Source organism: Coprobacillus sp. AF33-1AC, assembly GCF_003475785.1.
GTDB lineage: Bacteria > Bacillota_I > Bacilli_A > Erysipelotrichales > Coprobacillaceae > Faecalibacillus.
The window spans coordinates 28,005-53,130 of the sequence record NZ_QRQB01000016.1 but is presented as its reverse complement, the minus strand read 5'-3'; the positions used below and the strand labels follow the sequence as shown (position 1 = coordinate 53,130).

Sequence of the window (25,126 nt, the reverse complement as noted above, 5' to 3'; positions counted from 1 at the left end):
TATAATCGATTTAAAATTTAAGTCCAACTTTTGGGGTTCACAATAAAGCCTTTAGCCTATTAATTAGAAGAATAAACCAACAATAGCAGCACTTAATAATCCAGCTAATGTACCACCTAAGATTAATTTAAGTGAGAATTTAGCAACATCTTTTGCTTTTTCTTCGCTGATTGATTTAACTGCTCCAGAGATAATTCCTAAAGTACCGAAGTTAACGAAACTTACTAAGTATACAGAAATCATTGCTACTGATTTAGCAGTTAAAGTAGTCATACTTGCTACTTGTCCCATAGCTACGAATTCGTTTGTTAATAATTTAGTAGCCATTAATCCACCAATTTTAACAACATCTTGTAATGGAACACCAATAACATAAGCGATTGGCGCAAATACATATCCTAAGATATCAGTAAATGAAATACCACAAATAGCAGCTAATCCATTATTTAAGAAACTAATTAATGAAATAAATCCAATACACATTGCAGCTACGATAATAGCTAAGTTAAATCCTGAAGAAATGTAATCTCCTAACATTGAAAAGAAAGGTTCTTTTGGTTCTTTTTCTGCTTTTTCTTTAGCAACTTCTTCATCAGCAGTAGCAATTTTTTCATTATATGGATTCATGATAGCACTGATGATTAATCCTGAAAATAAGTTTAATACTACAGCGATAACAACATATTTACCATCAATCATAGTCATATAACTTGCTAACATTGATGCAGACATACCAGAAATAACTGTTAAACAAACTGTAAATAATTGGTTAAAGTTCATTTTTTTAATTTGACTTTGAATAGTCATAAAGATTTGTGGTGATCCAAGTAAAGTAGTAGCGATAGGAACATAACTTTCTACTTCTCCTAAACCTGTTACTTTATTGAAGATCCATCCAATCCATTTAACGATGAAATCTAAAACACCTAACCATTTTAAAATACCAATTAAAGCTGAAATGAATACTAATGGCATTAATACATTGAAGAAGAATACTGAAGATCCTTTAGCAACAGTAATTCCACCAAATACGAAATCACATCCAGCCATACCTTGAGCAGTAAGCCAAGTAAAGAAGTCAGAGATTGCTGATAAGATAGTCAATCCTACTCCTGTATTTAATAATAAGAATGTTAATAATACTTGAATAACAATCATTAAAATAATGTTTTTATATTTAATATTCTTTTTTTCTTTACAAAATAGAAATGCGATAAGGAATATGAACGCAAATCCAATTAACCCTCTAATAATACTCATATATTTACCTACCCATAATTTTCTAATATTGATTTCACCATATCATGTGTTACATCAAATGGTGAATTTGTAGCAAATCTTTCATGAACAACTTGATCTGTTAAGCTTAGAACATCTTCCTTATTTAACTTACAAGGTTCTAATCCTAATACTTCATCTCTAAATTGTCTGAATCCTTTTGCTACTTCTTTTCCTAATGATTCATTTGATAAATCATGAGGAAGTGATAATTCTAAGATATTTCCTATTTCTCTAATTTTCTTTGGTTCTACCAAAGCTGTTTTTTCAATAACTCCTGGTAATGCATAAGCACAAGCAACACCATGAGCTAAGTGATATTTAGCACCCACGACATGACCAATAGAATGTCCTAAATGCGTACCACCATTATTTAAAACCCATCCACCTAAGGCTGCCGCCACCATCATTCTTTCTCTTGCATCTAAATCTTCACCATGATGAACAGCCGTTGGTAAGTATTTAAATACTAAGAACATGATTTTTTCACAGATGGCATTAACAACAGGTGTAGATAGATTAGAAGTATAAGCTTCTAATGCATGAGCAAAGACATCAAGTCCTGTTGAAACAGTGAGTCCTTGTGGCATTGATTTTGCTAGTTCAGGAACTAAGATAACATATTCACTGATAGCTTCATCAGATAACACTGCTAATTTTTCTTGTTTTTCAACATCTGTTACAACAAGCGCGTTAGATAATTCACTACCTGTTCCAGATGTTGTTGGTACTGCAATTAATCCTAAAATACGATGATCTACTGTTTTATCTTGAATGTATTCTTGGATTTGTCCACCACAATGACTTACAATATTTATTCCTCTAGAAGCATCTATAACACTTCCACCACCAATAGCAATAATAGAATCACATTGGTTTTCTTGATATAATTTTGCACCTTTATTTACAATTTCAAATGGAGGTTCAGGTACAATTTCATCATAAATAACATAAGCCATATTTTCTTGTTTTAAAGCATCTAATGCTTGATTCACTACTGGTGATTGAAGTAAGAAACGATCAATAGCAATTAAAGGTTTAGTATAGTTTGCTGTTTTTAATGTATCTAATAAATCGGAAGAAAAATCATATGAAACACAAACCTTTGCTTTTTGTTCTAACTTATAATTCATACTTCTTACTCCTATAAACCTAATTCTTTAGATGTTTTATCTGCTTTTTCACAGAATTCTTTTACTGCAGGAATGTTCTTTTCAATCACACCATCATTGAATTTAAATGAAGTTTTAGATAAAGAATCAACACCATAAGGTTTAATTGTTCTAATACATTCTTCTACATTATCAGGTCCTAAACCTCCAGCAATAATAACTGGAACATTAACAGCGTTTACGATTTGAACATCAATGTCCCAATCATGTGTTTTTCCACTTGCTCCAATTCCTGTATCTTTAGCAAGTCCTGTATCTGTTAATAAGAAATCACAATATTTAGCATATTCTTTAGCACGATCTACAGCACCAGGTCCATCAACTAAGATAGCTTGCATTAATTTAACACCTGGACATTCTTTATGAAGACGATCTGCGAATGCTTGATCTGCTGTATAATCCATACCAGCGATATGTACGATATCAGGTTTAATTCTTTTAACAATGAAGAACATTTCTTCAACATCTTTATTAAGCATGATGGCTACAGTTTTAACACCTCTTGCTTTTGCTTCTCCATAGATTTTATCAACAACATCATAAGGAACACGATGTGCTGGAACTCCACCAGATTGCATAGGCACTAATCCAATATGATCAGCTCCTGCATCCATAACTTGTACTGCTTCGTTATAATTAACGATTGAATAAATTTGTTTTACTACCATTTTTACTTCTATTTCCCTTCTATTTTGCTTCTTCTACACGTTTTAATACTTCTTTAACATTTAATTCAGGTGATACAGCTAAAGGAGATTCAACATTAATACTTGCTGCTGCTTGAGTATAAAGACCAACTTCTTCTAAAGGAAGTTCTTCACCATGATTAAATCTTGCCCATACTAATGTAGCCATTGAACAATCACCTGCACCATTAGTACTTACAATCTTTTTAGCTAAAGGTTTAACAAGTGCTTCTTCTCCTTCTTTAGAACATAAAATACCATGTGATCCAAGAGAGATAAAGACATTTTTAACACCTTTATTATTTAATGCTGTTGCTGCTTGACGAGCAGTTTCTTCATCAACAACTTTAATACCAGTTAAAAGTTCTGCTTCTAATTCATTTGGTTTTAAAGTATCAAGTTTATCTAATACATTTTCAATACGATCTACTTTAGCAACTGATACAGGATCAACAAAGATTGGACTTGTTACATTTTCACAAAGCCATTCGATTGATTCTTTAGATAAGTTACAATCTACAACAACAATTTTAGCTCCATTAATGAAGTCTAATCTTTTTGCTAAGAATTCAGGAGTAATATTTTCACAGATTTTCATATCATTAATACCTGTAACTAAATCTCCTTCATTATCATTTACATATAAGTAAATAGAACTTCTAGAATCTTTAATTTGTTCAGCATATTCTAAACTGATGTTATTTTTTTGACATTCCATTTGAGCAATTTTACCAAAGTTATCATCACCATATACTGTTACTAAATATGTTGGTGTATCTAATCTTGTTAAGTTTTGCGCGATGTTTTGTCCAACACCACCAATATTAATTGTTACTTCTCCAATGTTAGAATCTTTTTCACGATATACTTTACCAGATAATCCAGCGATATCGATGTTAAGTCCTCCAACTACAACTACATAATCTTTCATTTCTTTTCATCCTTTCGTTTGTTACGTTTTATTTCTTTCGACACTTAAATTATATGCGGTAAACGCTTCCAACGTAACAAATGTTTACAATCTGAACTTTTGTTTATTGATTTTTCTAACAAAAAGGCGTATTTTATAAACAAATAATAAAAAAATAAACGAAAGTTTAAAATATTTACTAACGCTTACAAGATGAAAGGATAAATAAAAATGACTGAACGTGAACTTGAAATATTAGAAATATTAAAAAATAATCCTCTTATTTCTCAAGATGAATTAGCTAGTCAACTGATGATCACTCGTTCTGGTGTTGCTGCTCATATTCATAACTTGATGAAAAAAGGATATATCAAAGGAAAAGGATATATTATTAATCAAGATAATTTTGTTTCTGTAATTGGGGGAAACAATTTAGATATTCTAGGAATTCCTAATGATCGTTTAATTACCAACAACTCTAACCCCGGTAAAATCTATTACTCTTTAGGAGGTGCTGGACGTAATATTGCCTTTGGACTTACAAAACTCAATGTCCAAAATTATTTTATCTCGGTATATGGAGATGATCTTAATGGTGAGAAGTTTATTCGTGATTGTAAAGATAACAATATGGATGTTTCTTGTTGTGAAAAGATGGATGGAGAACATACCTCTTCTTTTATGTATATTGATAATTCTCAAGGAATTAAAATTGTTGGTATTAATGATATGGAAATCTATAATCGAATGACACCCACTTTCTTATCTAAATATTTAGATAAAATCAATAGTTCTCAATATTGTGCATTAGATACTAATATACCCGAAGAAAGTTTTAATTATCTATATGAGCATGTTGAAGTTCCTATTATCATTAAAACAACTTCAATCAATAAAGATATTCGTATTCTACAAGAGAATATGCAAATTGATGTTTTAGTCACTACACCAAAAGAATTAGAAGCATTACTTAACTACTATGGTAAAAAATTTACTGATATTAAAAGTGCTATTCGTTTCTTGCTTACTAAAAATATTAGACATATCGCAGTTTATTCAGTTAATCAAGGTCTCTATTTTGAAAGTAAAGAACATAAACTCCATATTAAAAAGACTCTAACAGATATTTCTAACACTAATGGAGCAACAGCTATTTTAACCAGTGTGATTATTTGGGGGTTACAAAAACAATTATCTTGGCAAAAGATTATGCGCTATGGTTATACAGCTATTTCAATATGTGCTAAAAGTAAACAACCAATTAGTTATAAACTAAATGTTGAAAATTTAGTTGATGAAGAGCGCAAAATCTTTGAACCTGAGTATTAATTTTAAACAAATATTTATTTTTTAATATTTTGTTTACTTTAATTATTTATCATTTTATATTGAAAGAGGGTGATATAATGATTGACACAATTCTTTTAGATATTGATGGAACAATGCTCGATAGCAAATCATGCCTTTTATCATGTTTAAAACTAGCATTAAAAAAAACTCTCGATATAGAAGTTCCTATAAGTACTCTTGAATCTACAATGGGAATGCATGAAAAAGAAGTCGCTGCCTTGTTTACTAAGCAGCCCATAAAACAACAAGAACTACAAGACAGTTGGACTTATTATGTTAAAAATAATCCCAATTTACCAAATCTATATCATGATGTACAGGATACACTCTTGTTTCTTAAATCCAAAAATATAAAATTAGGTATTGTTACATCAAAAACAAAAGAACATATGAAAAATGATTTTGATAAATTAAATATTAATCATTTATTTGATATCATTGTCACATCTGATGATATCACTCATCCAAAGCCCGATGGTGAACCCATTACCTATGCTTTAAATCAACTAAATAGTCAAAAAGAAAATTCTATTTATGTAGGTGATACTTATAGTGATTACCTATCAGCATGCCACGCTGGTATTACATTCTACCTGGCATCATGGGACCTATCGGCTGATTCCTCTTTGGATAAAATAAAAAATAGATTAGTTCGTTTTGCTGATCTTAAGACACTTATTTAAAAGATAAAGGACTAAACTTCCCCAAGTTTAGTCCTTTATTTTATTAAGTATGGCATAGATATTGTAGCAAGTCCCAAAAAGGCAAAGAAGCCAAACATATCTGTACATGTTGTAACAAATACGCCACTTGCTAGTGCTGGATCAACCTTTAATTTATCTAAAATAACAGGTACAAAATAACCAGATAATGTCGCAATAATCATATTACTGATCATCGCTAAACCAGTTACAATACCAAACCATGGATTTCCAGCAAAAGCCCATGCTCCTAGACTGACCATAGCCCCTATAACAATACCATTTAAAATTCCTAGTCCAATTTCTTTAAATAAGATTTTTCTAGCATTTTCTTTATCGAGTTCTCCTAAAGATAAACCTCGAACAATAATTGTTAATGTTTGAGTTCCGGCATTACCACCCATTCCAGTAATAATCGGACTGATCGTCGCTAAAGCAACAACCTTAGCAATAGTTCCTTCAAATACATTAACAACACTTGAAGCCATGATGGCTGTAAATAAATTTACAATAAGCCATGGGATTCTATTTCTAAATGATTCATATAAAGTAGAGTCTAATCTTTCTTCAGAACCAACCCCACCTAATAAGTTCATATCTTCAGTAGTTTCTTCTTCGATGACATCCATAACATCATCAAAATCAATAACCCCTAATAAATGATTTTCTTCATCAACAACTGGCATTAAGATAAAACCATATTTACTAAAGGTTTTTGCTACTTCTTCTTGATCTTCATAATATAAAATAGATTTAACATTTTGATTTGTTATTTCCATCATTGGTGTATCAAAAGGACTTGTTACTAAATCTCTTAAAGATACAACTCCTTTTAATACATTATCTTGATCAACAACATATAAATAATAACGTGCATCTTCTTCTGTGTTTTGTTGTAAAAAAAGTAAAGTATCTTTAACTGTATTTTTAGCACGAATATCTATATATTCTGTTGTCATGATCCCCCCTGCAGTTTCAGGATCATATTGTAGTAATTGTTCTACGTCTTCCTTATCATCTTGAGCTAATAATTTAAGAATTTCTTCTTTTTTATCATCTTCTAAGGCACCAATTAAATCGGTAATAACGTCATTACTGACTTCATTTAAAATTTGTTTTTGTTTGTATTTAGAAAATAAATTTAACCATTCATAAATAGTTTCTTCATCATCTTCTTCATCTAAAATATCCCCAATAACTTCATTAGGTAAATGTTCTAGAATTTCTTTTGTTGATTCTTCATCATCATGTAAGATATCCAAAATATCAGCAGGATGGACACTTTCCATAACTTCTTTAAGAATTTCAACATTTCCATGAAGAATTAAATTCTTTAATTCTTCTGATGTCATTTTCTTTGTCATATTTTCCTCCTTTTAAAGAGGATTATTTACCGAGGGTGGCAAATGATCCTCGTGATTATCATCATTTCCACCGGGTATCGGGTCGATTATCATTTTACCACCTCCTAACCTCATTTATTTTAACACAAAGTTTTATCTTTTAAAGTAAAAAGTATGTTAATATTTTTATATATACTAAAGGAGGAATAAAAAATGTATCAATTTATTGAGTATCCTAAATGTTCAACATGTAAAAAAGCAAAAAAATACCTACAGGAGCATCAAATTTCATTTCATGATCGTCATATTGTAGAAGAAAAATTAAATAAAGAAGAAATGAAGGCTCTCTATTTAAAAAGTGGTTTACCACTAAAAAGATTCTTTAATACTTCAGGTATGAAATATCGAGAATTAAATTTAAAAGATAAATTACCAAATATGAGCGAAGAACAACAATTAGAACTTTTAGCTAGTGATGGTATGTTAATCAAAAGACCTATTTTAGAAACCGATGATCATGTCCTTGTTGGCTTTAAAGAAACAGAATATGAAAAATTAGGTAAATAAAATGCCAGCCGGATACACACATTATCAATTTGGTCAAGATTTGCTTTGCCAAATGCAAAATCAAGAATTAAAAGAAATGATTTTAAAACATATAGACTTATTTAATATTGGTCTTCATGGACCAGATATTTTCTTTTATCATCGTCCTTATTATTTCAAAGATAAGTTAAATAGATATGGCAATAACATGCACCACACTATGGCTGCTCCTTTTTTTAATCAAGCAAGACAACATATAGAAAACGAAGATCAGTTAGTCTATATTTTAGGATTTATCTGTCATTATTTATTAGATAGTCGTTTACATGGCTATATTCAAGAAATCATCAATACAAAGCATATAAGTCACTTTGAAATAGAGTCACAATATGATGCAAGATTTATGATTAAAAATCATTTAAAACCTACTCATACTTTATTGTATCGTCATATTGTTGTAAATGAATATACAGTCTCTCATATTCAACACTTCTTTCCTCAATTTTCATATCTAGAAATCGAAGAAATACTTCGTAGTATGCATACTTACGATCATCTCTTATTAGCACCCAACATATTAAAAAGAGGAATCCTTTATTTAGGATTCCAACTTACAGGTCATTTTAAAGACTTACAAGGTCTAGTCATGAATTATAAAACAAATCATTATCTTGATCATGAATTAGATCATTTAGATATTTTATATCAACAAACACTAAATGAAACTGAAAAAATATTACTTGATTACTTTCATCATCAACCACTATCATCTCGTTTTCATCATGATTATGAATCAATGAAAACCTTATAGAAGTTTATTCTATAAGGTTTTTATATTTTCTTACAATATGACTTAAACGCCCTACAATAATTAAATTCATTACACCATAAATAACTAATAATCCCCCAATAACATAAGAAACTGACATAATCGTATCAGGTGCCATAAAGAATAATACAATACCACAAATAATAACAATCCAAGATAATAGATAATCTATTTTAAATGTTTCTTGTGTAAAGGATCTCATAAATACATAGGCTTCTAAACAATAGATACCATCAATAATAATAAAGAGACTTAACATATATGAAAATAAAATTGTCATCGCTGAAATATGTGTCAAAATAAATATTCCAATTACACATTTTATAATCCCATTTAATAATGTACTTGTAAGAAAGAAAGGTTCTAACCAAGAATGATAATAATAAACTAAATCTATCATTCCTTTTACAACAATATATATACCACAAATCATTGTAATGATTGTAAAAGAGTCATGAGGATTTACAATAAATAATAAACCTATTATCAAAGCAAGAATCGCATTCATTGCAAAACTCATTTTAATTTTATTTAATGTTTTCATTTTAAACATCTCCTTCTACTTTTAATATAGTCTTTTTTATTCAAGATGAAATAGATAATTTTAATGAAATAACTAAAATTTAGACAATCAGTATTAAAATGTCTAATTTTTGGTTATATTCGTTTTTTTGTCTATTGTTGTTATTTTAAATATGACTATAAAATAGTCATGTAAAAAGAAATAATTCATATAATGATGTTTGAGGAGGAGTTAACATGAATGCATCAAATACTATCAAAAAATACGGATTAGAAAAAGCTTTTCAATATATTTATAAAGATCCTGAACATAATATGATGAAAATTATGGATTGGGTTGATCGTTTTGCTGGCAATGAATTTGAATCACAAAGAAAAATGGTACGTGAAGCCATGAATAATCCTGATCATCCTTATTATTCATTTATTAGAAAAATTATTAATGATGTTGATCCTCATGTCATGCAAACACTTGCTAGTAATTTCTTTATTAATGCAGGTATTGATGGTTGGAAAAAACAAGAAGCATGTCGTAAAAAATATCAATGTAATATTCCTTGGACTATTTTATTAGATCCTACTTCTGCTTGTAATTTACATTGTACTGGTTGTTGGGCTGCTGAATATGGAAACAAATTAAATCTCTCTTTTGATGAAATTGATGATATTATCAATCAAGGTAAAAAGCTTGGTATTTATATGTATATTTATACTGGTGGTGAACCCCTGGTTAAAAAGAAAGATATCATTCAATTATGTAAAAAACATGATGATTGTATCTTCTTATGTTTTACTAATGCAACTTTAATTGATGAAGCATTTGCTGATGAAATGTTAGAAGTAGGAAATTTTGTTCCTGCTATTTCTATTGAAGGATTTGAAAAAGCTACAGATGATCGTCGTGGTGCAGGAGTCTATCAAAAAGTTATCAAAGCCATGAAATTACTTCATGATAAAAAATTAGTTTTTGGTATTTCATCTTGTTACACCAGTGCAAACTTTGAATCTATAACATCTGAAGAATTTTATGATAGTTTAATTGAAATGGGAGCCTACTTTATTTGGTATTTCCATTATATGCCAGTAGGTAATGATGCTGCCCCTGAACTTATGCCTACTCCTAAGCAAAGAAAAGAAACATATGAACGTATTCGTCATTACCGTGCTACTAAACCATTGTTTGCTATGGATTTTCAAAATGATGCTGAATATGTAGGTGGATGTATTGCTGGAGGTCGTCGTTATTTACATATTAATGCTCATGGAGATATTGATCCTTGTGTTTTTGTTCATTATTCTGACTCTAATATTCGTGAAAAAACATTACTTGAAGCTTTACAATCACCTATGTTAATGGCTTATCATCAAAATCAACCATTTAATAAAAATATGTTACAACCATGCCCCATGTTAGAAAATCCTCAAATGTTAAGAAAAATGGTACATGATACACATGCTCAGTCAACTGATTTACAATCTCTAGAATCAGTAGACCATTTATGTAGTAAATGTGATGAATATGCTAAAAACTGGGAACCTGTTGCTGAGGAATTATGGAATAATAACAAAGAAGATTCAATTTAAGATGACTCCTTAAATTGAATCTTCTTTGTTTGTATTTAACTATTGCCTAGGAAATCTTTCAAATAATTGACATATATTTTTAACAAATAATGATAAGTCATAATTTGTATCACTTTCTAACCAATCTAAAATAATACCTATTAATAGACATTTATATAGATGAACGATCATTTCCTTTTCTTGATTTGATATGGATATATAATGTGAATCTTGTTTCATGTATAAACGAACAACATGATAAGCCAAATGATCCGTATAACGCATAAAGTCATCTCTTTGAGATGAGAAATAAAGGTGTTTAAATGCTTCTTTACGTTTTATAAATTCTTCTGTTAGCGGAATTAAACATGTCAACGGTGAACCAAATTCATAATGTGTTTCGATGACTTCATCAACCCATCTTTTTACACTTTGTTGAGCTAAAGTAGGGATATCTTGAAAATGGTAATAAAACGTATTGCGATTAACTTCACAGCGTTCCACAATATTTTGAACTGTTATTTTATTAAATGGTTTTTCTTCTAATAATTGCCAAAATGATTCTATGATAGCTTCCTCTGTTCTGTTCATTTATTTACCTCATTCTTTATTAATGACTTCCATATGGGGATAAGGAATTTCAATTCCTGCTTGATTAAACTCATGAATAATTTCTTTTCTTAAATCAGATAACATATTAAAACCGGTAATATTATTTTTAGAATGAATTGTTGCTCTTAAAGCAATACCACTATCTTTAAAATCAATAATATGTACAGCAACTTTAGGTGCTCCCTTTCGTTTTTCTGCCTTTGTTCTACCATCTATTGATAATGGATGGGCTTCAGCTAATTTTTGAATAATAGAAATAGCTTGATCAATATCACTTTCATAAGCAATATCCACAAACAAATGGTTAGCTTTTGTACGTTCTACCTGACTAATATTTTCTATCACTTCTTTATTCATAATTGTATTAGGAATAATGACTTGTGTCTTTTCTAAAGTTTCAATTACTGTATGTCTTAAACTGACATCAATGACTTTACCAGAGATATTTTGTTGTGGTAAATGAACAAAGTCTCCCTCTTTAAATGGTTTATAAGAAATAACCATTAACCCATTAATTAAATTACTTGCTGCTTCTTGACTGGCCAACCCAATCACGACTGCTAAGATTCCTCCTGAAGCAAGTAAAGCTTTAGCTAAAGAACTTAAAGCCTTAATCTCTCCTGAAATAATCGCAATCATAATAAATACAATAATTGTTTTTTTCATTCTCATTTGCGTATTATGATTTTCTGGCCATTTCTTACAAATAAATCGATTACATAATTTATTGATTCCAAAAATAATAACACTTGCAAATAAGATAGCCATTAAACCATTGATCATCCCATTAACAAATAATCCATCAATTTGATTATAAATATTAATCATAACTTCACCTACTTCTTTGATAAATAATATTTAGATAATAAATACAAGACAACACTTTGAAGCGCTGATACAATAAAAATCATCATACATGCATAAGTAATCCAATACAAAATCGTATTTCCTGTATTAATAGCATTAATAATGATAAAAATGATAAAACTCATAATAGCTAGATTTCTTAAATATTTAAAAAATCTTAAAAAGCGATAACCTATTGCTTGATTTGTTTTCATCTTATTTACCTATGCAGAATCTTTTAAAGAGTTCATCTAAAAGATCCTCTTTTGCCTGCTCTCCTAATATTTCTTTTAAGTTTTCCCAACTGTCATATAAATCTTCAACAATTAAATCTGTTGGAATAGATTGATGCATAGCATCAATCGCTATTTGTAAAGATTGTTTTGCTTTTTCTAATAATTGAATTTGTCTAGCATTAGCTAAAATATCTTCAGTACCTGAAGTAATTTTACCTAAAGCAAACATTTCTTTCATTTTATCAATGAGTGGTTGAATATGATTTTGTTTAGCACTGATAGTAATACCATCTAAATCATTATTGGTTCCTTGATCTTCTTTATTTAAAACAATAATTCTTGTTGTATCTTTTGATAATTCTAATAATTCTTCATCCTCCTTAGTTAAAGGCTTTGAACCATCAATCACTAATAAAACAAGATCAGCTCTTTTAATAAGTTCTTTAGACTTATTAACCCCGATACTTTCTACTACATCATTGGTTTCCCTAATTCCTGCAGTATCAATCATATTTAACACAATATTATCTAAACGAATTGATCCTTCTACAATATCTCTTGTTGTTCCAGCAATATCAGTCACAATTGCTTTATCTTCTTGTAATAAAGCATTAAGTAAACTTGATTTCCCTACATTGGGTCTACCAATAATCACGGTAGAAATACCATCTTTTAATAAATGAACATTTTTAGAAGCATCTATAATTTTATCCATCTTAGCTTGTAATTGTTCACTGCGTGGTAAGAGTTTTTGTGCTGTTAATTCTTCAACATCTTCATATTCAGGATAATCAATATTGACTTCTATTTGGGTAATAATTTGAATTAAATCTTCTCTTAAGTCTTCAATAAAATGACTAATATTTCCTTGAATTCCCTTTAAAGCTAACTCACTGGCATAATCATTTTTAGCACTAATCAAATCACTAATTGCTTCAGCCTGTGATAAATCAATTCGCCCATTTAAAAAGGCTCTTTTGGAAAATTCCCCACGCTGGGCTAATCTAGCACCATATTTTAAACATACATTTAATACTTTTTGAGTAATAAAAATACCACCATGACAGTTTATTTCTACCATTTCTTCACCCGTAAAAGTCTTTTTACCACGATAAATATTAACGAGAACTTCATCTACTTTTTTCCCTTGATCTTGAATATAACCATAAGTAATGGTATGACTTTCTTTATTTATTATTTTTCCCGTAAAAAATTGTTGAACAAATTCAATACTTCCTTTACCAGACAATCTTATCAGTGAGATTGCTGCTTCTAAACGTGATGTAGCTATCGCTACAATGATATCTTCATTCATTTAAAAACCGCCTTTCTTCAAAAGATTATAACTTATTTATATATTAATATACAATAAAAAAATACATCTCTTACTTTGGTGTTTAAGTAAGAGATGTAGGATTAATTCAAGGCTTGTTTTAATTTATATTTCTTATTTTTCTTTCTTTTATCTGATGATAAATATCTGACAAGACATGATAGTAAGAAATTAACAATGAAGTATACTAAGACAATAATAGCATAACATGCGATTTTATCTTGTACAGTAATATAATTTGCCATCACTGCTCTTGCTTGATACATAAAATCTGCAATAGCAATAGTACTTAAATAAGATGTATCTTTAATAATAGTAATGAGAGTTGAAAGTAATTGAGGAATTAACATCTTTACTGCTTGAGGAATAATAATATATCTTAATGTTTGTACAAAAGTAAATCCTTGTGATTGAGCTGCTTCAAATTGACCAACGGGAATAGAGTTAATACCGGAACGAATTTGTTCACATAATATGGAAGCAAAGAAACATACAAACATGGCAATAACAGCAGTATAGGGTTGGATCCCAAAGGCTCTTGTAAGAGCAAATCTAGCAAATAACAACCATAATAATAAAGGTGTATTTCTAAATATTTCAACATAAATAATAACTAACGATTTAATGATTTTAGAACCATAATTTCTAGCAATCGCTAATATTAAACCTAAGATAAAACTAAGAAGAATATTGATTATCGAAAATTGTAATGTAAGTAATAAACCTTTAAGTAAATAATTAATATTAGCGGATGTTAAGATATGGGAAAAACTATGAAGCATTCTCAACACCTCCTGGTATTTTTTCTTTTCTTACTTTTTTAACTTTTTTTGTAGCATATCCTTCTTTAACCTTGTTTTCTAAATAACGAGATAAACAAGTTAAAGGATAACAAGCAATAAAGTAAATCATAGCAGCAATAATATAAGCAGGTCCACAATGTCCTGAATAAGATGTCCATACTTCTGCTTGATACATCAAATCAGCTACAGCAATACATTGTAAAATTGATGAATTTTTGACAATCCCTACAATTTGAGTTGTAAGTGATGGCACCATTTTTCTTAAAGCTTGTGGTAAGATAATATAACGCATTATATCTACATAACTAAATCCTTGTGATAACGCTGCTTCACTTTGTCCTTTAGGTATTGATTCAATACCAGAACGAACAATTTCACACATATAAGCTCCATGATAAACTCCTAAAACAATTGTTCCTATTGTCATAGCGTCAACTGTTTTACCAAAGATATAAGGAGAAAAAGCATATAAGAAGAATAATAATATTAAAATTGGCGTGTTTTGGAACAATTCAACAAAGGCTCTTGATATTCCTTTTAATAGAATATGTTTACTTGTTCCCATTAAACCTAGGATAACACCAATGATTAAGGAAATGATCATCGCAAATAAGGATGCGACTAAACTAACTTTTAGAAAAGATCCAATAAATGCTGGTAATTGCCCTAATGCATCTGAAAACCCTGATAATAAGATTTGCATAAGCTTTTACTCACTTTTTCCATGATGATATGGACCATATTTTAAATCTAAATCAGTTGGTGCTTTTTGTGAAGGATATCCACAAGCTTTAAACCATTTATCCATTTGTCCTGATTTCCAGAATTTTTTAATTTCAGATTGAATAAAGGCTGTAAATTCTTTATCTTCTCCATCTGTCGCTGTTTTATAACGAGTGATAATACCTAAAGGTTGTGGTTCAAAATTATCTCCTACAGTTTCACCTAAGATTTCATATTTATTTGTTTTATAAGCAAATAATTGCGTATAATCACAACAATATCCATCTACCACTCCTGAATCTAATGCGATTAAAACTTCATCATTCGTATTAAATTCTTTAAATTCAACATTGTTTTCAAAATTAGTTAAACCTAATGTTTCTTTAGCGTATTTAATTAAGGCATCTTTAGATGTTGTTCCTAAAAGAACCCCAATAATAACTTTAGACCCTTTATCTTTAAATCCTTTAACCCCTGTTGGAAAAGCCCCTTTCTTTGTCATAACAGATACTGGATCATTAAAGTATGAACTAGAGAAGTTCCATGATTTGGCTCTTTCTTGTGTAATTGTTACACTTGCTGCTGAAAAATCTAATGTTCCTTCATCTAACATAGATGTACGTGTTTTAGCGTTAACCTTAGTAAAATCTACATCTATTTTATCTACTTTTTCTTTCTTGGCGATATCTTTAGCGATTTGTTCGCTTATCATGATTTCTAAACCATCTAGTTTACCGGTTTTAGTATTTTCTAAAGCGAAACCTAATTTATTTTCTGATACCCCTACTTTTAATGTTCCTCTTGATGCAATTTGTTCTAAAACTGATCCCCCTGAACTACTTGAACTACTACATCCAACAATAGATAACATCATTGCTCCTACTGTGATTCCTGTTGCTAATTTTTTAGTCCACTTCATCATATTTTCCCCCTTAATTTCTAATAATTTTACTTAAAAAGTCTTTAGCTCGATCAGTTTTAGGATGAGCAAAGAATTCTTTAGGTGTTCCCTCTTCAATGACTTGACCATCATCCATAAAAATGACTCGATCTGCAACGGCTTCTGCAAACCCCATTTCATGGGTTACACAAATCATTGTAATATTTTCTTTAGCTAGATTGACCATGACATCTAATACCTCTTGAACCATTTCTGGATCTAGAGCACTTGTTGGTTCATCAAATAAAATAATTTTTGATTTTGTACATAATGCTCTGGCAATAGCGACTCTTTGTTGTTGACCACCAGATAATTCTTCTGGATATGCATGAGCTTTATTAGCGAGACCAACTTTTTCTAGCATCTGCAATCCTAATTCTTCAGCATCCCACTTACTCATCTTTTTGAGTTTCATTGGTGCTAATGTTAAATTATCTAAAACTGTCATATGTGGATAAAGATTAAACTGTTGAAATACCATTGAGATATTATCTCTGACTAATCTTGTTCTGGTTTTCTTTGTCATTTCTTCACCGTTAATAAAAATCCTTCCTTCTGTTGGTTCTTCTAAAAAATTAACACAACGAATAGTTGTTGATTTACCTGAACCAGAAGGACCTAAGATAACAAGTTTTTCCCCTTCTTTAACACGTATATTGACATTTTTTAAAACATGATTGTCTCCAAAATATTTATCGACCCCTTCTATTTTAATCATGTTATCACCCCTCTTTTTTTTATTTAAGTCCATTATACAAGAGGAAATTATTTTGTCAATAATTATTTATCACTTTAATAAATAATTATAACATTAATTATTATATTTATAATAATCTATATCTTTATGATCCTCATTATCCTTTATGTTGCTTGATATAGCTTATTTTTATTATATAGATAATATTTTATTAAAATGATAATTAGTTGTTAATACATACTGATTATGATATACTTTTCGATAAATAAAGGAGGGAGAAAATGGAAATTAAAAAAATAGGTTTAATTGGCTTAGGGGCTATAGGCTCTTCTTTAGCAGTATCTTTTCATACTTATTTTAAGGACCAATTTTATATTATTGCTGGTGGAAGTCGTAAAGAACGTTTAGCAAATGGGGTAAGTATTAATAATCAAGTTTATCAGTTTAACTTTATTGAACCTCAAAATGATGAACCTTTAGATTTAATTATGATTTGTACTAAATTTAACCATTTACCAAGTGTTATTGAAGATATTAAAAATCATGTGAGTGATCATACAAAAATTATTTCTTTTTTAAATGGTGTAACATCTGAAGGTATTTTGATTGACGCTTTTGGTAAAGATAAGGTTATTTATGGCTTTACCCGTATTTCTGCTGTAAATATTGATCATCAAATCGTTTATAAAAATAGTGGTACTTATTATTTTGGTCATCCTAAAAACACCATTATGCAAGATGATATTAAAACCATTGATCAACTCTTCACTGCCGCTCATATTCATCATGAAATACCAGAAGATATGTTAGCTCATCAATGGTTTAAATATTATTGTAATGTAAGTGAAAACCAAGTCAGTGCTATCTTAGATATTCCTTTTGGATCATGGAAGGTAAGCGATGATGCTGATCACTTACGAATGATGGCTGGTCATGAGGTTTACTTAATAGCTAAAGCGAAAGGGATTGATATTAAACAAGAGTGGATTGATCAACAAAGAGCATTATTATCCCGTATTCCTTATGATAATGTTTGTTCAATGGTTCAAGATTTAAGACAAAAAAGACATAGTGAAGTAGATATGTTTTCTAAGGAAGTCATGAAAATGGGGAAAGAATTAAATATTCCTACTCCTGTTAATGAAACACTTTATCATATGATTAAAGTATTAGAAGCCAAAAATGATGGCGATATATAAAAAAATCGAGATATGTTATCTCGATTTTTCCTTATACGCTATTAATAATTGTTGGCATACTTTTTCTAATTGTGATCTGGGCAAAGCTAAGTTAAACCTTTCAAATCCTGCTCCCCCAGTACCAAAAATATATCCTTCATCTAACCATAGATGCGCTTTATGTAACATAAATTCTTCCAATTCTTGATGTGTCATATTCATGGCTGTAAAATCTATCCAAGCTAAATATAAGCCCTCATGATCCATCATTTTTATTTCTGGCATATTTGTTTTTAAAAATTGATCTAGATAGATAAAATTATCATTAATATATTCTAACATTTCATCTACCCATAATTCACATTCATTATAGGCACTCATACAAGCAACCATACCAAATAATTGGGGATCATTAATACCATTAGCTTCCTTGACTTCTATAAATTGTTTTCTCATATTTTCATTTGCGATAATGATGTTGGAAGTTTGTAATCCGGCAAGATTAAATGTTTTACTAGGTGCAGTACAAATAATAGAAAAGTCTTTAAATGATTCATCAACATTATAAAATGGGACATGTTCATGATCACCAAATACAAAATCTTGATGTATTTCATCAACAATCACTTTGACTTGATATTTTTTACAAATCATGCCAATTTGATAGAGTTCTTCTTGCGTATAAACTTTACCAACAGGATTATGAGGATTACATAAAATCATAAGCTTGACATCATTTTCTTTTATTTTTGTCTCTAAATCTTCTAAGTCTATTTCATAATGATTTTCTTTTCTTACAAGTGGACATTCTACAAGTTTTCTTTTATTTAATTCAATTGAAAAATCAAAAGGATGATATACTGGTTTAAACACTAAAACAGCATCATCTACTTGGCTATAGGCTTGAACAGCAATTTTTAAAGCAGTAACAACCCCTGGCGTAAGCACTATCCAATCTTTATCTACTTTGAATTGATGTCTTCTTTCCATCCAACTTATGATAGCATCATCATAATTCTCAGGAATAGTCGCATACCCGTATATTCCATGCTTCACACATTTTTCAATCGCTTTTTCAATGGGTTGAGCTACTTTAAAATCCATATCCGCTACCCATAATGGAATTAAACGATCATCATTTATTTCCTCAGGTTGACTATCCCACTTTGCACAATAACTCTTTTTTCTATCAATGATTTCATCAAAATTAACCATAACTATTCCCTCTTTTTTATAATATTAAGTCTCGATAATATAAATCATCTCTTATTTTAAAGTTCATTTTTTCCCAAAAGGCATTACCCAATTGGTTATCCTTATAAACAACTAAGTTTACTTTTGTAATTTTTAGTTTTCTTAATTGTTTTATTGTGTGTAATACTAATCTTCTAGCTATTCCTTGTCCTTGATATGCCTCATCAATCATCACATGATAAAGAGTGACTCTTCTGCCATCATAACCCGCAAGCAATGTACCAATAATTTTATTTTGACTTTTAACTACAAAACATGTTTGTGGATTACGATGTAAGAATACTAAAAATCCATCATATGAATCATCAATATGGTGAATACCAATACCTGGCTGATTATTCCATAACTGTATTATTTCTTGATAATCAGATTCTTTTATACTATTGATAGTTATCATGATTGATATAATTGATGGGTGATTTCACCTAGCATTGTAATCCCTTTTACTATTTGTTCTGGTGGTTCACTGGTAAATGATAATCTAAAGCCCCTATTAGAATAATCGGTACTAAAACAACTTCCGGGTACAATCGCAATATGCTTTTTCAAAGCTTCATCTAAAAATTGATCAGCATTAATAGCTTCAGGTAAAGTAAACCATACAAACATTCCTCCATCCGGTGCATGGAAATCAATACTTGGATGGAACGTTTCTTTCATTGTTTCTATCATTAATGTACTTTTTTCTTTATAAATATGACTTACTTTTTTAATATGTTCTTCCATATCTACTGTATTTAAGAATTTTGTAATGATATATTGAGACCAGTTAGTCGCAGCTCCTGCACTGGCTCCTTTCATTGTTGCAAATTTATCTACGATTTCTTTATTAGCCACTACCGTTCCAATACGGATACCTGGTGAAATGATTTTTGATAAACTAGCAAGATATACAACAATATTTTCAGTATCAAATGATTTAATAGATGGTACCATTTCTCCTTTGAATCTTAATGTTCCATAAGGATTATCTTCAAGTATTAATACCCCATACTTGACACATAAATCATAAATTGCTTTTCTTTTTTCTAAAGAAGTTGTAATACATGTTGGATTTTGAAAAGTTGGAATAATATACAACAATTTAGGTGTAGGCTTAGTTTGGAATGCTTTCTCTAGTAGTTCTAGATTTAAACCATCTTTTTCTAATGGCACCCCTATTAATTTTGCATTATTACTTTTAAATCCATTTAACGCTCCTACAAAACTAGGATCTTCTACAACAATGGTATCTCCTTCATCACAAAATACTTTAGCAGCCATTTCTAGTCCTTCCCCTGAACCAGAAGTAATCATAATATCATCTTCCTCTTTAACAAGAGGTTCTAATGAATTAAAGAATTGTTTTACTGATTTAACTAAGCCTGGATAGGCTGGTTTCATCGCATATTGTAAGATTTCATAAGCATCTTCATCTAATATTTCATTTGATAATTTTTTGATTGTCTCGACATCAAATGTTTTTTTATCAGGAAAACCTGGTGAAAAGTTAATCATATCATCTCCTGCTGCTTTAGTTAAAACATCTCTAATCATACTTGGTGTAAATTGATCAAATCTTTTTGAAAACTGATATTTCATAAATAATCCCCCTTTTATTATGTTGTTAGTATTATAACAAAGCAAATAAAATAATCAATAATTATTTATTACTATGAGACATATTTATTACATAAAGGTATTAAAAAAACCGCATAAGCGGTTTTCTATTCTACATATGAAATTGTCATGTATCGGTTTTTACCTTCACCTTTTGATTCAGTCTTTAAGTGTTCCATCTTAGCGATTTCTTGATGCATCACTTTTCTTTCATCTGCAGGCATTGGGTCTAATTTTAAATCTGTTTTTGTTCTTAAGACTGTTTTTCCAAAGCGTCTTGCCATAGCTGCTACTTTTTTATAACGTTCTTCTTTATAACCATTAATATCAACACTTAATTCAATTCTTTTCTTAAAAGTAGTTTGTACTGCATTTTTAACAATCAAATTAATTGCTCTTAAAATAACTCCTGCTTTTCCAATAAGAATAGAATTATGATCAGTATTAATATTACAATAAATACGACCATCTTGAACATAAGAAACAGTTTCTACTTCAAATTCCATATCAGTTAAAATCTTTCTGATATAGTCTTCAATATATTGTTGAACCATTGGTATTGTCCAACAAGCAATTTCTGCTTTTTTTGTAAATAAACCTTTTGTTTCTAATGTTACTTCATAATTTAATTGATCTGTGGTAACTCCTAAATCCTGACAAGCATGATTAATTGCATCTTGTACTGTTTTTCCAGAATAAGTTTTCATTATGTCACCTTCTATTTATTTTTATTTTGTCTTTTTGTTAGATAATTTGTATCAGCTTGATCTACTTCTTTTTGTGCTCTTTCAACATGATGTACATAAATATACCAAGTTCTTACAACGTTAATAATATTTGTTGTAATCCAATATAATGACATGGCTGATGGCATAATGGCAGCAAAATAAATAATAAATACTGTCATAAAGTTATTCATCATGTTCATTGATTTCATTTGTTGACTTGGACGATAACGTGGGTTACGTTTAGCCATAATTTCATTAATCTTCATAGCGAAGAATTGTGTTGCTGCAACAACAACTAATAATAAAATATAAGCAATATCAAACTTGAAGATATGATCCATAGGTTTATCACCTAAATTGAATCCAAAGAATGTTGTTTGATATAAAATTTGAATACGTTGAACTGCTTGCCACATTGCTAACATAATAGGTAATGTTAAGAATGTCGCAAATGATGACATCATACTAATATCATGTTTTTTATAAAGATTTTGAATTTCACTGCTCATACGCATTTGTGAAGTTTGATCTTTACGTCCTTGATATTTACGTTGAATCTTTTCAATTTCTGGTTGAATTAATTGCATCTTTTGAGTAGATACAGTTGATTTAATCATAATTGGTAATGTAATAATATTGATAATGATTGTGACAATCACAACCCCAATCGCTACATTTCCAAGTAAACTATCTCCTAAATATAAAATCCCTTTAGCAATCGGAATAACTAATAAGAAATCAAACCATCCTTTACTAAATGTCCAAGGAGTATTAAGTGTGATTCCTCTACCCTTAATTAATTGACCGCTACTGTCTAAGTTTTGTGTACACCCTGTAAGAACTGCCACAAATAAAACTAAACAAATAATCTTAAGATATTTTTTAGTTTTGTTGTCTAATACCATTCTTGCCTACCGTCCTTTTTTCTATTTTTGAATAAAGATAAGTAAGTTCTGATAAATTCTTATGATAGTCATACTTTAAGAAATTTTTTCTTACAATAATTATATAATCATAACTTTGATTAAAATCGAAAACTTCTTGAACCATCATTCTTACTTGTCTCTTTATTTTATTACGAACTACTGCATTTCCTAATTTCTTACTTACTGAAAGACCTACACGTCCATGATCAATAGTGTTTTGACTTTTATAAATAATAAAACATCGATTAGAAAGACTATTTTTCTTAGCAATAATCTTACTAAAATCTTCATTTTTTCTTACTCTAAGTTCTTTTTTCATATAGTTTTAGAAAAAAAACCCACCGTAAAGTGGATTTTTGATTAAGCAGATAATACTTTTCTTCCTCTTTTACGGCGACGTGCGATGACTTTTCTTCCTCCTACAGTTGCCATTCTAGCTCTAAAACCATGAGTTTTTGATCTTTTTCTTTTATTTGGTTGATATGTTCTTTTCATTAATTACACCTCCAAAATTTTATTTACTTTTATACAAATAACATATGCCCTACTATTTTATATGGTTTAGCGGTTTAAGTCAATGTCAAAATCAAATATTTCCCTATTTTCTCTACTTTTTTTCATTTTTAGTTCTATTTTGCGTTTAATTTATGCACTTATAATCTCACAAGTTATTCCCTATATGAATTAATATAGTCACATAGGTGCAAAACTTAAAATTATGTCTATATATGTTTCTTTTTTGTTGTGAACATGTTGTGGACACTACAAATGACTTCATATCTTGCGCTCTATTTTCACATTCACACCTATTCCATGTGCACACCAAAAGTTGTGAATAAAGTGAATAACTGGTGAAATAAGCATAGATATTCAATATTTTTGTGAATAGAATTGTGAATGAAGTGTGGCTTTGTTTTTTTACCTTTTATTTTCATATTTTTCTTTATATAATGAGTTCGTTAAGGGGTGAAAATATGCACGATTTATCAACTATTTGGCAATCAGCCATTGATTCGCTAGAAAAAAATCATATAGTTGACGATAACATTTGGTTAGATACATATTTTAGACCAGCTACTTTAGAAGAAGTTGATGAAGATAAAGTCATTATTACAACAGAATTTGATTGGAATAAACAACCTATATTAGAAAAGAAGGTAGAAATTGAATCTATTTTATCAAATTCATTTTCTAAACCTGTTCATATCGAAGTTATGGCTAAAGGTGATTATCAAAAGAAAGTCCAAAGAACAAAAGTTCACTTTAAAGATAATCTTCGTCCTGACTTAACATTTGATAATTTTGTTGTTGGAAGTTGTAACCGTATGGCGCAAAATGCGGCCTTACTTGTTTCTAGTAATCCAGGTAATAACTTTAATCCTTTATTTATATATAGTAATCCTGGTCTAGGTAAAACACATTTATTAAATGCGATTGGAAATTACGCTAAAAAGAAGAATCCTGATTTAAGAGTTTATTATGTTACTTCAAAGGATTTCGTAGATGAAATTATTTCAGCAATGAAAACAAATAAATCTGATCAGTTATATGAAAGATATAAATCTATTGATATTCTATTAATTGATGATATTCAATTCTTATTTGGTAAAGAGAAAAGTAGTGAAATGTTCTTCCATATCTTCAATGAAATTATTAATAATAACCGTCAAATCGTTATTACCAGTGATAAAATGCCTGAAGATTTACAAGGTATTGAAGATCGTTTAATCAGCCGTTTTAAATCAGGGTTATCTTTTGGAATAGATCCACCTGAATTTGAAACAGCTAAAGCTATTTTAGAAAAGAAAATAGAAAACTTAGATAATTCTTCTCTTAAAATTAATGAGGATGTTATTGATTTTATGGTTATGAATTACTGTAATGATATTCGTAGTCTAGAAGGACAATTAAAGAGATTAATTTTCTGTTCTATTATGAACAATACTGATTATGTAGATATGGATTTTGCATCAGAAATCTTTAAAGATCAAAAAATGACGCAAAAACCTAAAGAAGAATTAACTTCGGAATATATCTTAAAAACAACTGCTGAATTCTATTATTTAACAATTTCTCAGTTAACATCTAAAAATAGGACCCAAAAGTTAACAACACCTAGAGAAATATGTATGTATTTAATGAGAGAACTATTAGACATTACATTTAATGAAATAGGAATGATTTTTTCTAACCGTGATCATTCAACTATTATGAAAGCTTGTAAAAGAGTTGAAACAAAAATAAAAAAAGATAAAGATTATAAATTAGCTATTGATAAACTAAAACAAAAGTTAGGCACAAACCAACAAAGTTAACCACAAGTTTATCCACATAATGTCCACATAGAAAAC

General features: G+C 29.5%; 28 protein-coding genes. 7 read left to right on the top strand and 21 right to left on the bottom strand.

The genetic code is table 11. The annotated features are described in order from the left end of the window. Positions 1 to 63 precede the first annotated feature (63 nt). From DWZ53_RS07140 to DWZ53_RS07125, 4 genes are read right to left on the bottom strand one after another with little or no spacing between them, the layout of a single operon-like run. On the bottom strand, positions 64 to 1,260 hold the full coding sequence (locus tag DWZ53_RS07140; RefSeq protein ID WP_118433007.1) for a NupC/NupG family nucleoside CNT transporter: 1,197 nt from the start codon (positions 1,258 to 1,260) through the stop codon (positions 64 to 66). 8 nt (positions 1,261 to 1,268) lie between these two features. Further along, positions 1,269 to 2,411: an iron-containing alcohol dehydrogenase gene (locus tag DWZ53_RS07135; protein WP_118433006.1), complete on the bottom strand. Its 1,143-nt coding sequence runs from the start codon at positions 2,409 to 2,411 to the stop codon at positions 1,269 to 1,271. Between the two features lie 11 nt (positions 2,412 to 2,422). Further along, positions 2,423 to 3,118: a phosphoribosylanthranilate isomerase gene (locus tag DWZ53_RS07130; protein ID WP_118433005.1), complete on the bottom strand. Its 696-nt coding sequence runs from the start codon at positions 3,116 to 3,118 to the stop codon at positions 2,423 to 2,425. Positions 3,119 to 3,137: 19 nt separating this feature from the next. Then, complete coding sequence (locus DWZ53_RS07125; RefSeq protein WP_118433004.1) at positions 3,138 to 4,067, bottom strand: PfkB family carbohydrate kinase; 930 nt, start codon at positions 4,065 to 4,067, stop codon at positions 3,138 to 3,140. A gap of 210 nt (positions 4,068 to 4,277) precedes the next feature. On the opposite strand from DWZ53_RS07125, the gene DWZ53_RS07120 reads away from it, so the two are divergent. Further along, positions 4,278 to 5,375: a PfkB family carbohydrate kinase gene (locus DWZ53_RS07120; RefSeq protein ID WP_118433003.1), complete on the top strand. Its 1,098-nt coding sequence runs from the start codon at positions 4,278 to 4,280 to the stop codon at positions 5,373 to 5,375. Between the two features lie 77 nt (positions 5,376 to 5,452). Further along, positions 5,453 to 6,079, top strand: a complete 627-nt coding sequence (locus DWZ53_RS07115) for an HAD family hydrolase (protein ID WP_118433002.1) — start codon at positions 5,453 to 5,455, stop codon at positions 6,077 to 6,079. A gap of 35 nt (positions 6,080 to 6,114) precedes the next feature. Here the strand turns inward: DWZ53_RS07115 and mgtE are convergent, their stop codons facing one another. Continuing rightward, positions 6,115 to 7,461 (bottom strand): magnesium transporter, encoded by a 1,347-nt coding sequence (mgtE, locus tag DWZ53_RS07110; protein WP_118433001.1) that lies wholly within the window; start codon positions 7,459 to 7,461, stop codon positions 6,115 to 6,117. 192 nt (positions 7,462 to 7,653) lie between these two features. Between mgtE and DWZ53_RS07105 the strand changes: the two genes are divergently transcribed. Then, positions 7,654 to 8,007, top strand: coding sequence for an arsenate reductase family protein (locus DWZ53_RS07105; protein ID WP_118433000.1), 354 nt, complete (start codon positions 7,654 to 7,656; stop codon positions 8,005 to 8,007). Between the two features lies 1 nt (position 8,008). Further along, the gene (locus tag DWZ53_RS07100) at positions 8,009 to 8,797 is read left to right on the top strand and encodes a zinc dependent phospholipase C family protein (protein ID WP_118432999.1); all 789 of its coding nucleotides are present in this window, start codon (positions 8,009 to 8,011) and stop codon (positions 8,795 to 8,797) included. 4 nt (positions 8,798 to 8,801) lie between these two features. Here the strand turns inward: DWZ53_RS07100 and DWZ53_RS07095 are convergent, their stop codons facing one another. Further along, positions 8,802 to 9,359, bottom strand: coding sequence for a DUF308 domain-containing protein (locus DWZ53_RS07095; protein ID WP_158568207.1), 558 nt, complete (start codon positions 9,357 to 9,359; stop codon positions 8,802 to 8,804). A gap of 215 nt (positions 9,360 to 9,574) precedes the next feature. Here DWZ53_RS07095 and DWZ53_RS07090 point away from each other — a divergent pair, with 215 nt between their 5' ends. Beyond that, positions 9,575 to 10,921: a radical SAM protein gene (locus DWZ53_RS07090; protein WP_118432997.1), complete on the top strand. Its 1,347-nt coding sequence runs from the start codon at positions 9,575 to 9,577 to the stop codon at positions 10,919 to 10,921. Between the two features lie 39 nt (positions 10,922 to 10,960). Here DWZ53_RS07090 and DWZ53_RS07085 read toward each other — a convergent pair whose 3' ends face one another. From DWZ53_RS07085 to DWZ53_RS07050, 8 genes are all read right to left on the bottom strand, one after another. Continuing rightward, entirely contained in the window at positions 10,961 to 11,491 is a 531-nt protein-coding gene (locus DWZ53_RS07085; RefSeq protein WP_118432996.1) for a TetR/AcrR family transcriptional regulator, read from the bottom strand. 9 nt (positions 11,492 to 11,500) lie between these two features. Beyond that, positions 11,501 to 12,340 carry a mechanosensitive ion channel family protein gene (locus DWZ53_RS07080; RefSeq protein ID WP_118432995.1) on the bottom strand — a complete coding sequence of 280 codons (840 nt, stop codon included), beginning with the start codon at positions 12,338 to 12,340 and terminating at the stop codon, positions 11,501 to 11,503. Between the two features lie 8 nt (positions 12,341 to 12,348). After that, entirely contained in the window at positions 12,349 to 12,573 is a 225-nt protein-coding gene (locus tag DWZ53_RS07075) for a hypothetical protein (protein ID WP_118432994.1), read from the bottom strand. 1 nt (position 12,574) lies between these two features. Next, positions 12,575 to 13,909, bottom strand: coding sequence for a tRNA uridine-5-carboxymethylaminomethyl(34) synthesis GTPase MnmE (gene mnmE / locus DWZ53_RS07070; protein ID WP_118432993.1), 1,335 nt, complete (start codon positions 13,907 to 13,909; stop codon positions 12,575 to 12,577). Positions 13,910 to 14,010: 101 nt separating this feature from the next. After that, entirely contained in the window at positions 14,011 to 14,709 is a 699-nt protein-coding gene (locus tag DWZ53_RS07065; protein WP_118432992.1) for an amino acid ABC transporter permease, read from the bottom strand. After that, the gene (locus DWZ53_RS07060) at positions 14,699 to 15,433 is read right to left on the bottom strand and encodes an amino acid ABC transporter permease (RefSeq protein ID WP_118432991.1); all 735 of its coding nucleotides are present in this window, start codon (positions 15,431 to 15,433) and stop codon (positions 14,699 to 14,701) included. Before DWZ53_RS07060 ends, DWZ53_RS07065 begins: the two co-directional genes overlap by 11 nt. 6 nt (positions 15,434 to 15,439) lie before the next feature. Next, positions 15,440 to 16,375: a transporter substrate-binding domain-containing protein gene (locus DWZ53_RS07055; protein WP_118432990.1), complete on the bottom strand. Its 936-nt coding sequence runs from the start codon at positions 16,373 to 16,375 to the stop codon at positions 15,440 to 15,442. Between the two features lie 10 nt (positions 16,376 to 16,385). Further along, a complete protein-coding gene (locus DWZ53_RS07050) occupies positions 16,386 to 17,111 on the bottom strand; it encodes an amino acid ABC transporter ATP-binding protein (protein ID WP_118432989.1) in 726 nt (241 codons plus the stop codon). Positions 17,112 to 17,371: 260 nt separating this feature from the next. Here DWZ53_RS07050 and DWZ53_RS07045 point away from each other — a divergent pair, with 260 nt between their 5' ends. Further along, a complete protein-coding gene (locus tag DWZ53_RS07045) occupies positions 17,372 to 18,289 on the top strand; it encodes a ketopantoate reductase family protein (protein WP_118432988.1) in 918 nt (305 codons plus the stop codon). Positions 18,290 to 18,304: 15 nt separating this feature from the next. Here DWZ53_RS07045 and DWZ53_RS07040 read toward each other — a convergent pair whose 3' ends face one another. The 7 genes from DWZ53_RS07040 to rpmH form a co-directional block, all read right to left on the bottom strand. Next, positions 18,305 to 19,483 carry a MalY/PatB family protein gene (locus DWZ53_RS07040; RefSeq protein WP_118432987.1) on the bottom strand — a complete coding sequence of 393 codons (1,179 nt, stop codon included), beginning with the start codon at positions 19,481 to 19,483 and terminating at the stop codon, positions 18,305 to 18,307. Positions 19,484 to 19,499: 16 nt separating this feature from the next. After that, complete coding sequence (locus tag DWZ53_RS07035; protein ID WP_118432986.1) at positions 19,500 to 19,919, bottom strand: GNAT family N-acetyltransferase; 420 nt, start codon at positions 19,917 to 19,919, stop codon at positions 19,500 to 19,502. Beyond that, entirely contained in the window at positions 19,916 to 21,103 is a 1,188-nt protein-coding gene (locus DWZ53_RS07030; RefSeq protein ID WP_118432985.1) for a PLP-dependent aminotransferase family protein, read from the bottom strand. Before DWZ53_RS07030 ends, DWZ53_RS07035 begins: the two co-directional genes overlap by 4 nt. A gap of 125 nt (positions 21,104 to 21,228) precedes the next feature. Next, complete coding sequence (locus tag DWZ53_RS07025; RefSeq protein ID WP_118432984.1) at positions 21,229 to 21,828, bottom strand: R3H domain-containing nucleic acid-binding protein; 600 nt, start codon at positions 21,826 to 21,828, stop codon at positions 21,229 to 21,231. Between the two features lie 11 nt (positions 21,829 to 21,839). Further along, complete coding sequence (locus DWZ53_RS07020) at positions 21,840 to 22,754, bottom strand: YidC/Oxa1 family membrane protein insertase (RefSeq protein ID WP_118432983.1); 915 nt, start codon at positions 22,752 to 22,754, stop codon at positions 21,840 to 21,842. Beyond that, positions 22,732 to 23,094: a ribonuclease P protein component gene (gene rnpA, locus DWZ53_RS07015; protein WP_118432982.1), complete on the bottom strand. Its 363-nt coding sequence runs from the start codon at positions 23,092 to 23,094 to the stop codon at positions 22,732 to 22,734. The genes DWZ53_RS07020 and rnpA overlap by 23 nt, the downstream gene beginning before the upstream one ends. A gap of 41 nt (positions 23,095 to 23,135) precedes the next feature. Then, positions 23,136 to 23,270 carry a 50S ribosomal protein L34 gene (gene rpmH / locus DWZ53_RS07010; RefSeq protein WP_118432981.1) on the bottom strand — a complete coding sequence of 45 codons (135 nt, stop codon included), beginning with the start codon at positions 23,268 to 23,270 and terminating at the stop codon, positions 23,136 to 23,138. 479 nt (positions 23,271 to 23,749) lie between these two features. On the opposite strand from rpmH, the gene dnaA reads away from it, so the two are divergent. Continuing rightward, positions 23,750 to 25,090 (top strand): chromosomal replication initiator protein DnaA, encoded by a 1,341-nt coding sequence (gene dnaA / locus DWZ53_RS07005; protein ID WP_118432980.1) that lies wholly within the window; start codon positions 23,750 to 23,752, stop codon positions 25,088 to 25,090. Positions 25,091 to 25,126: the final 36 nt, after the last annotated feature.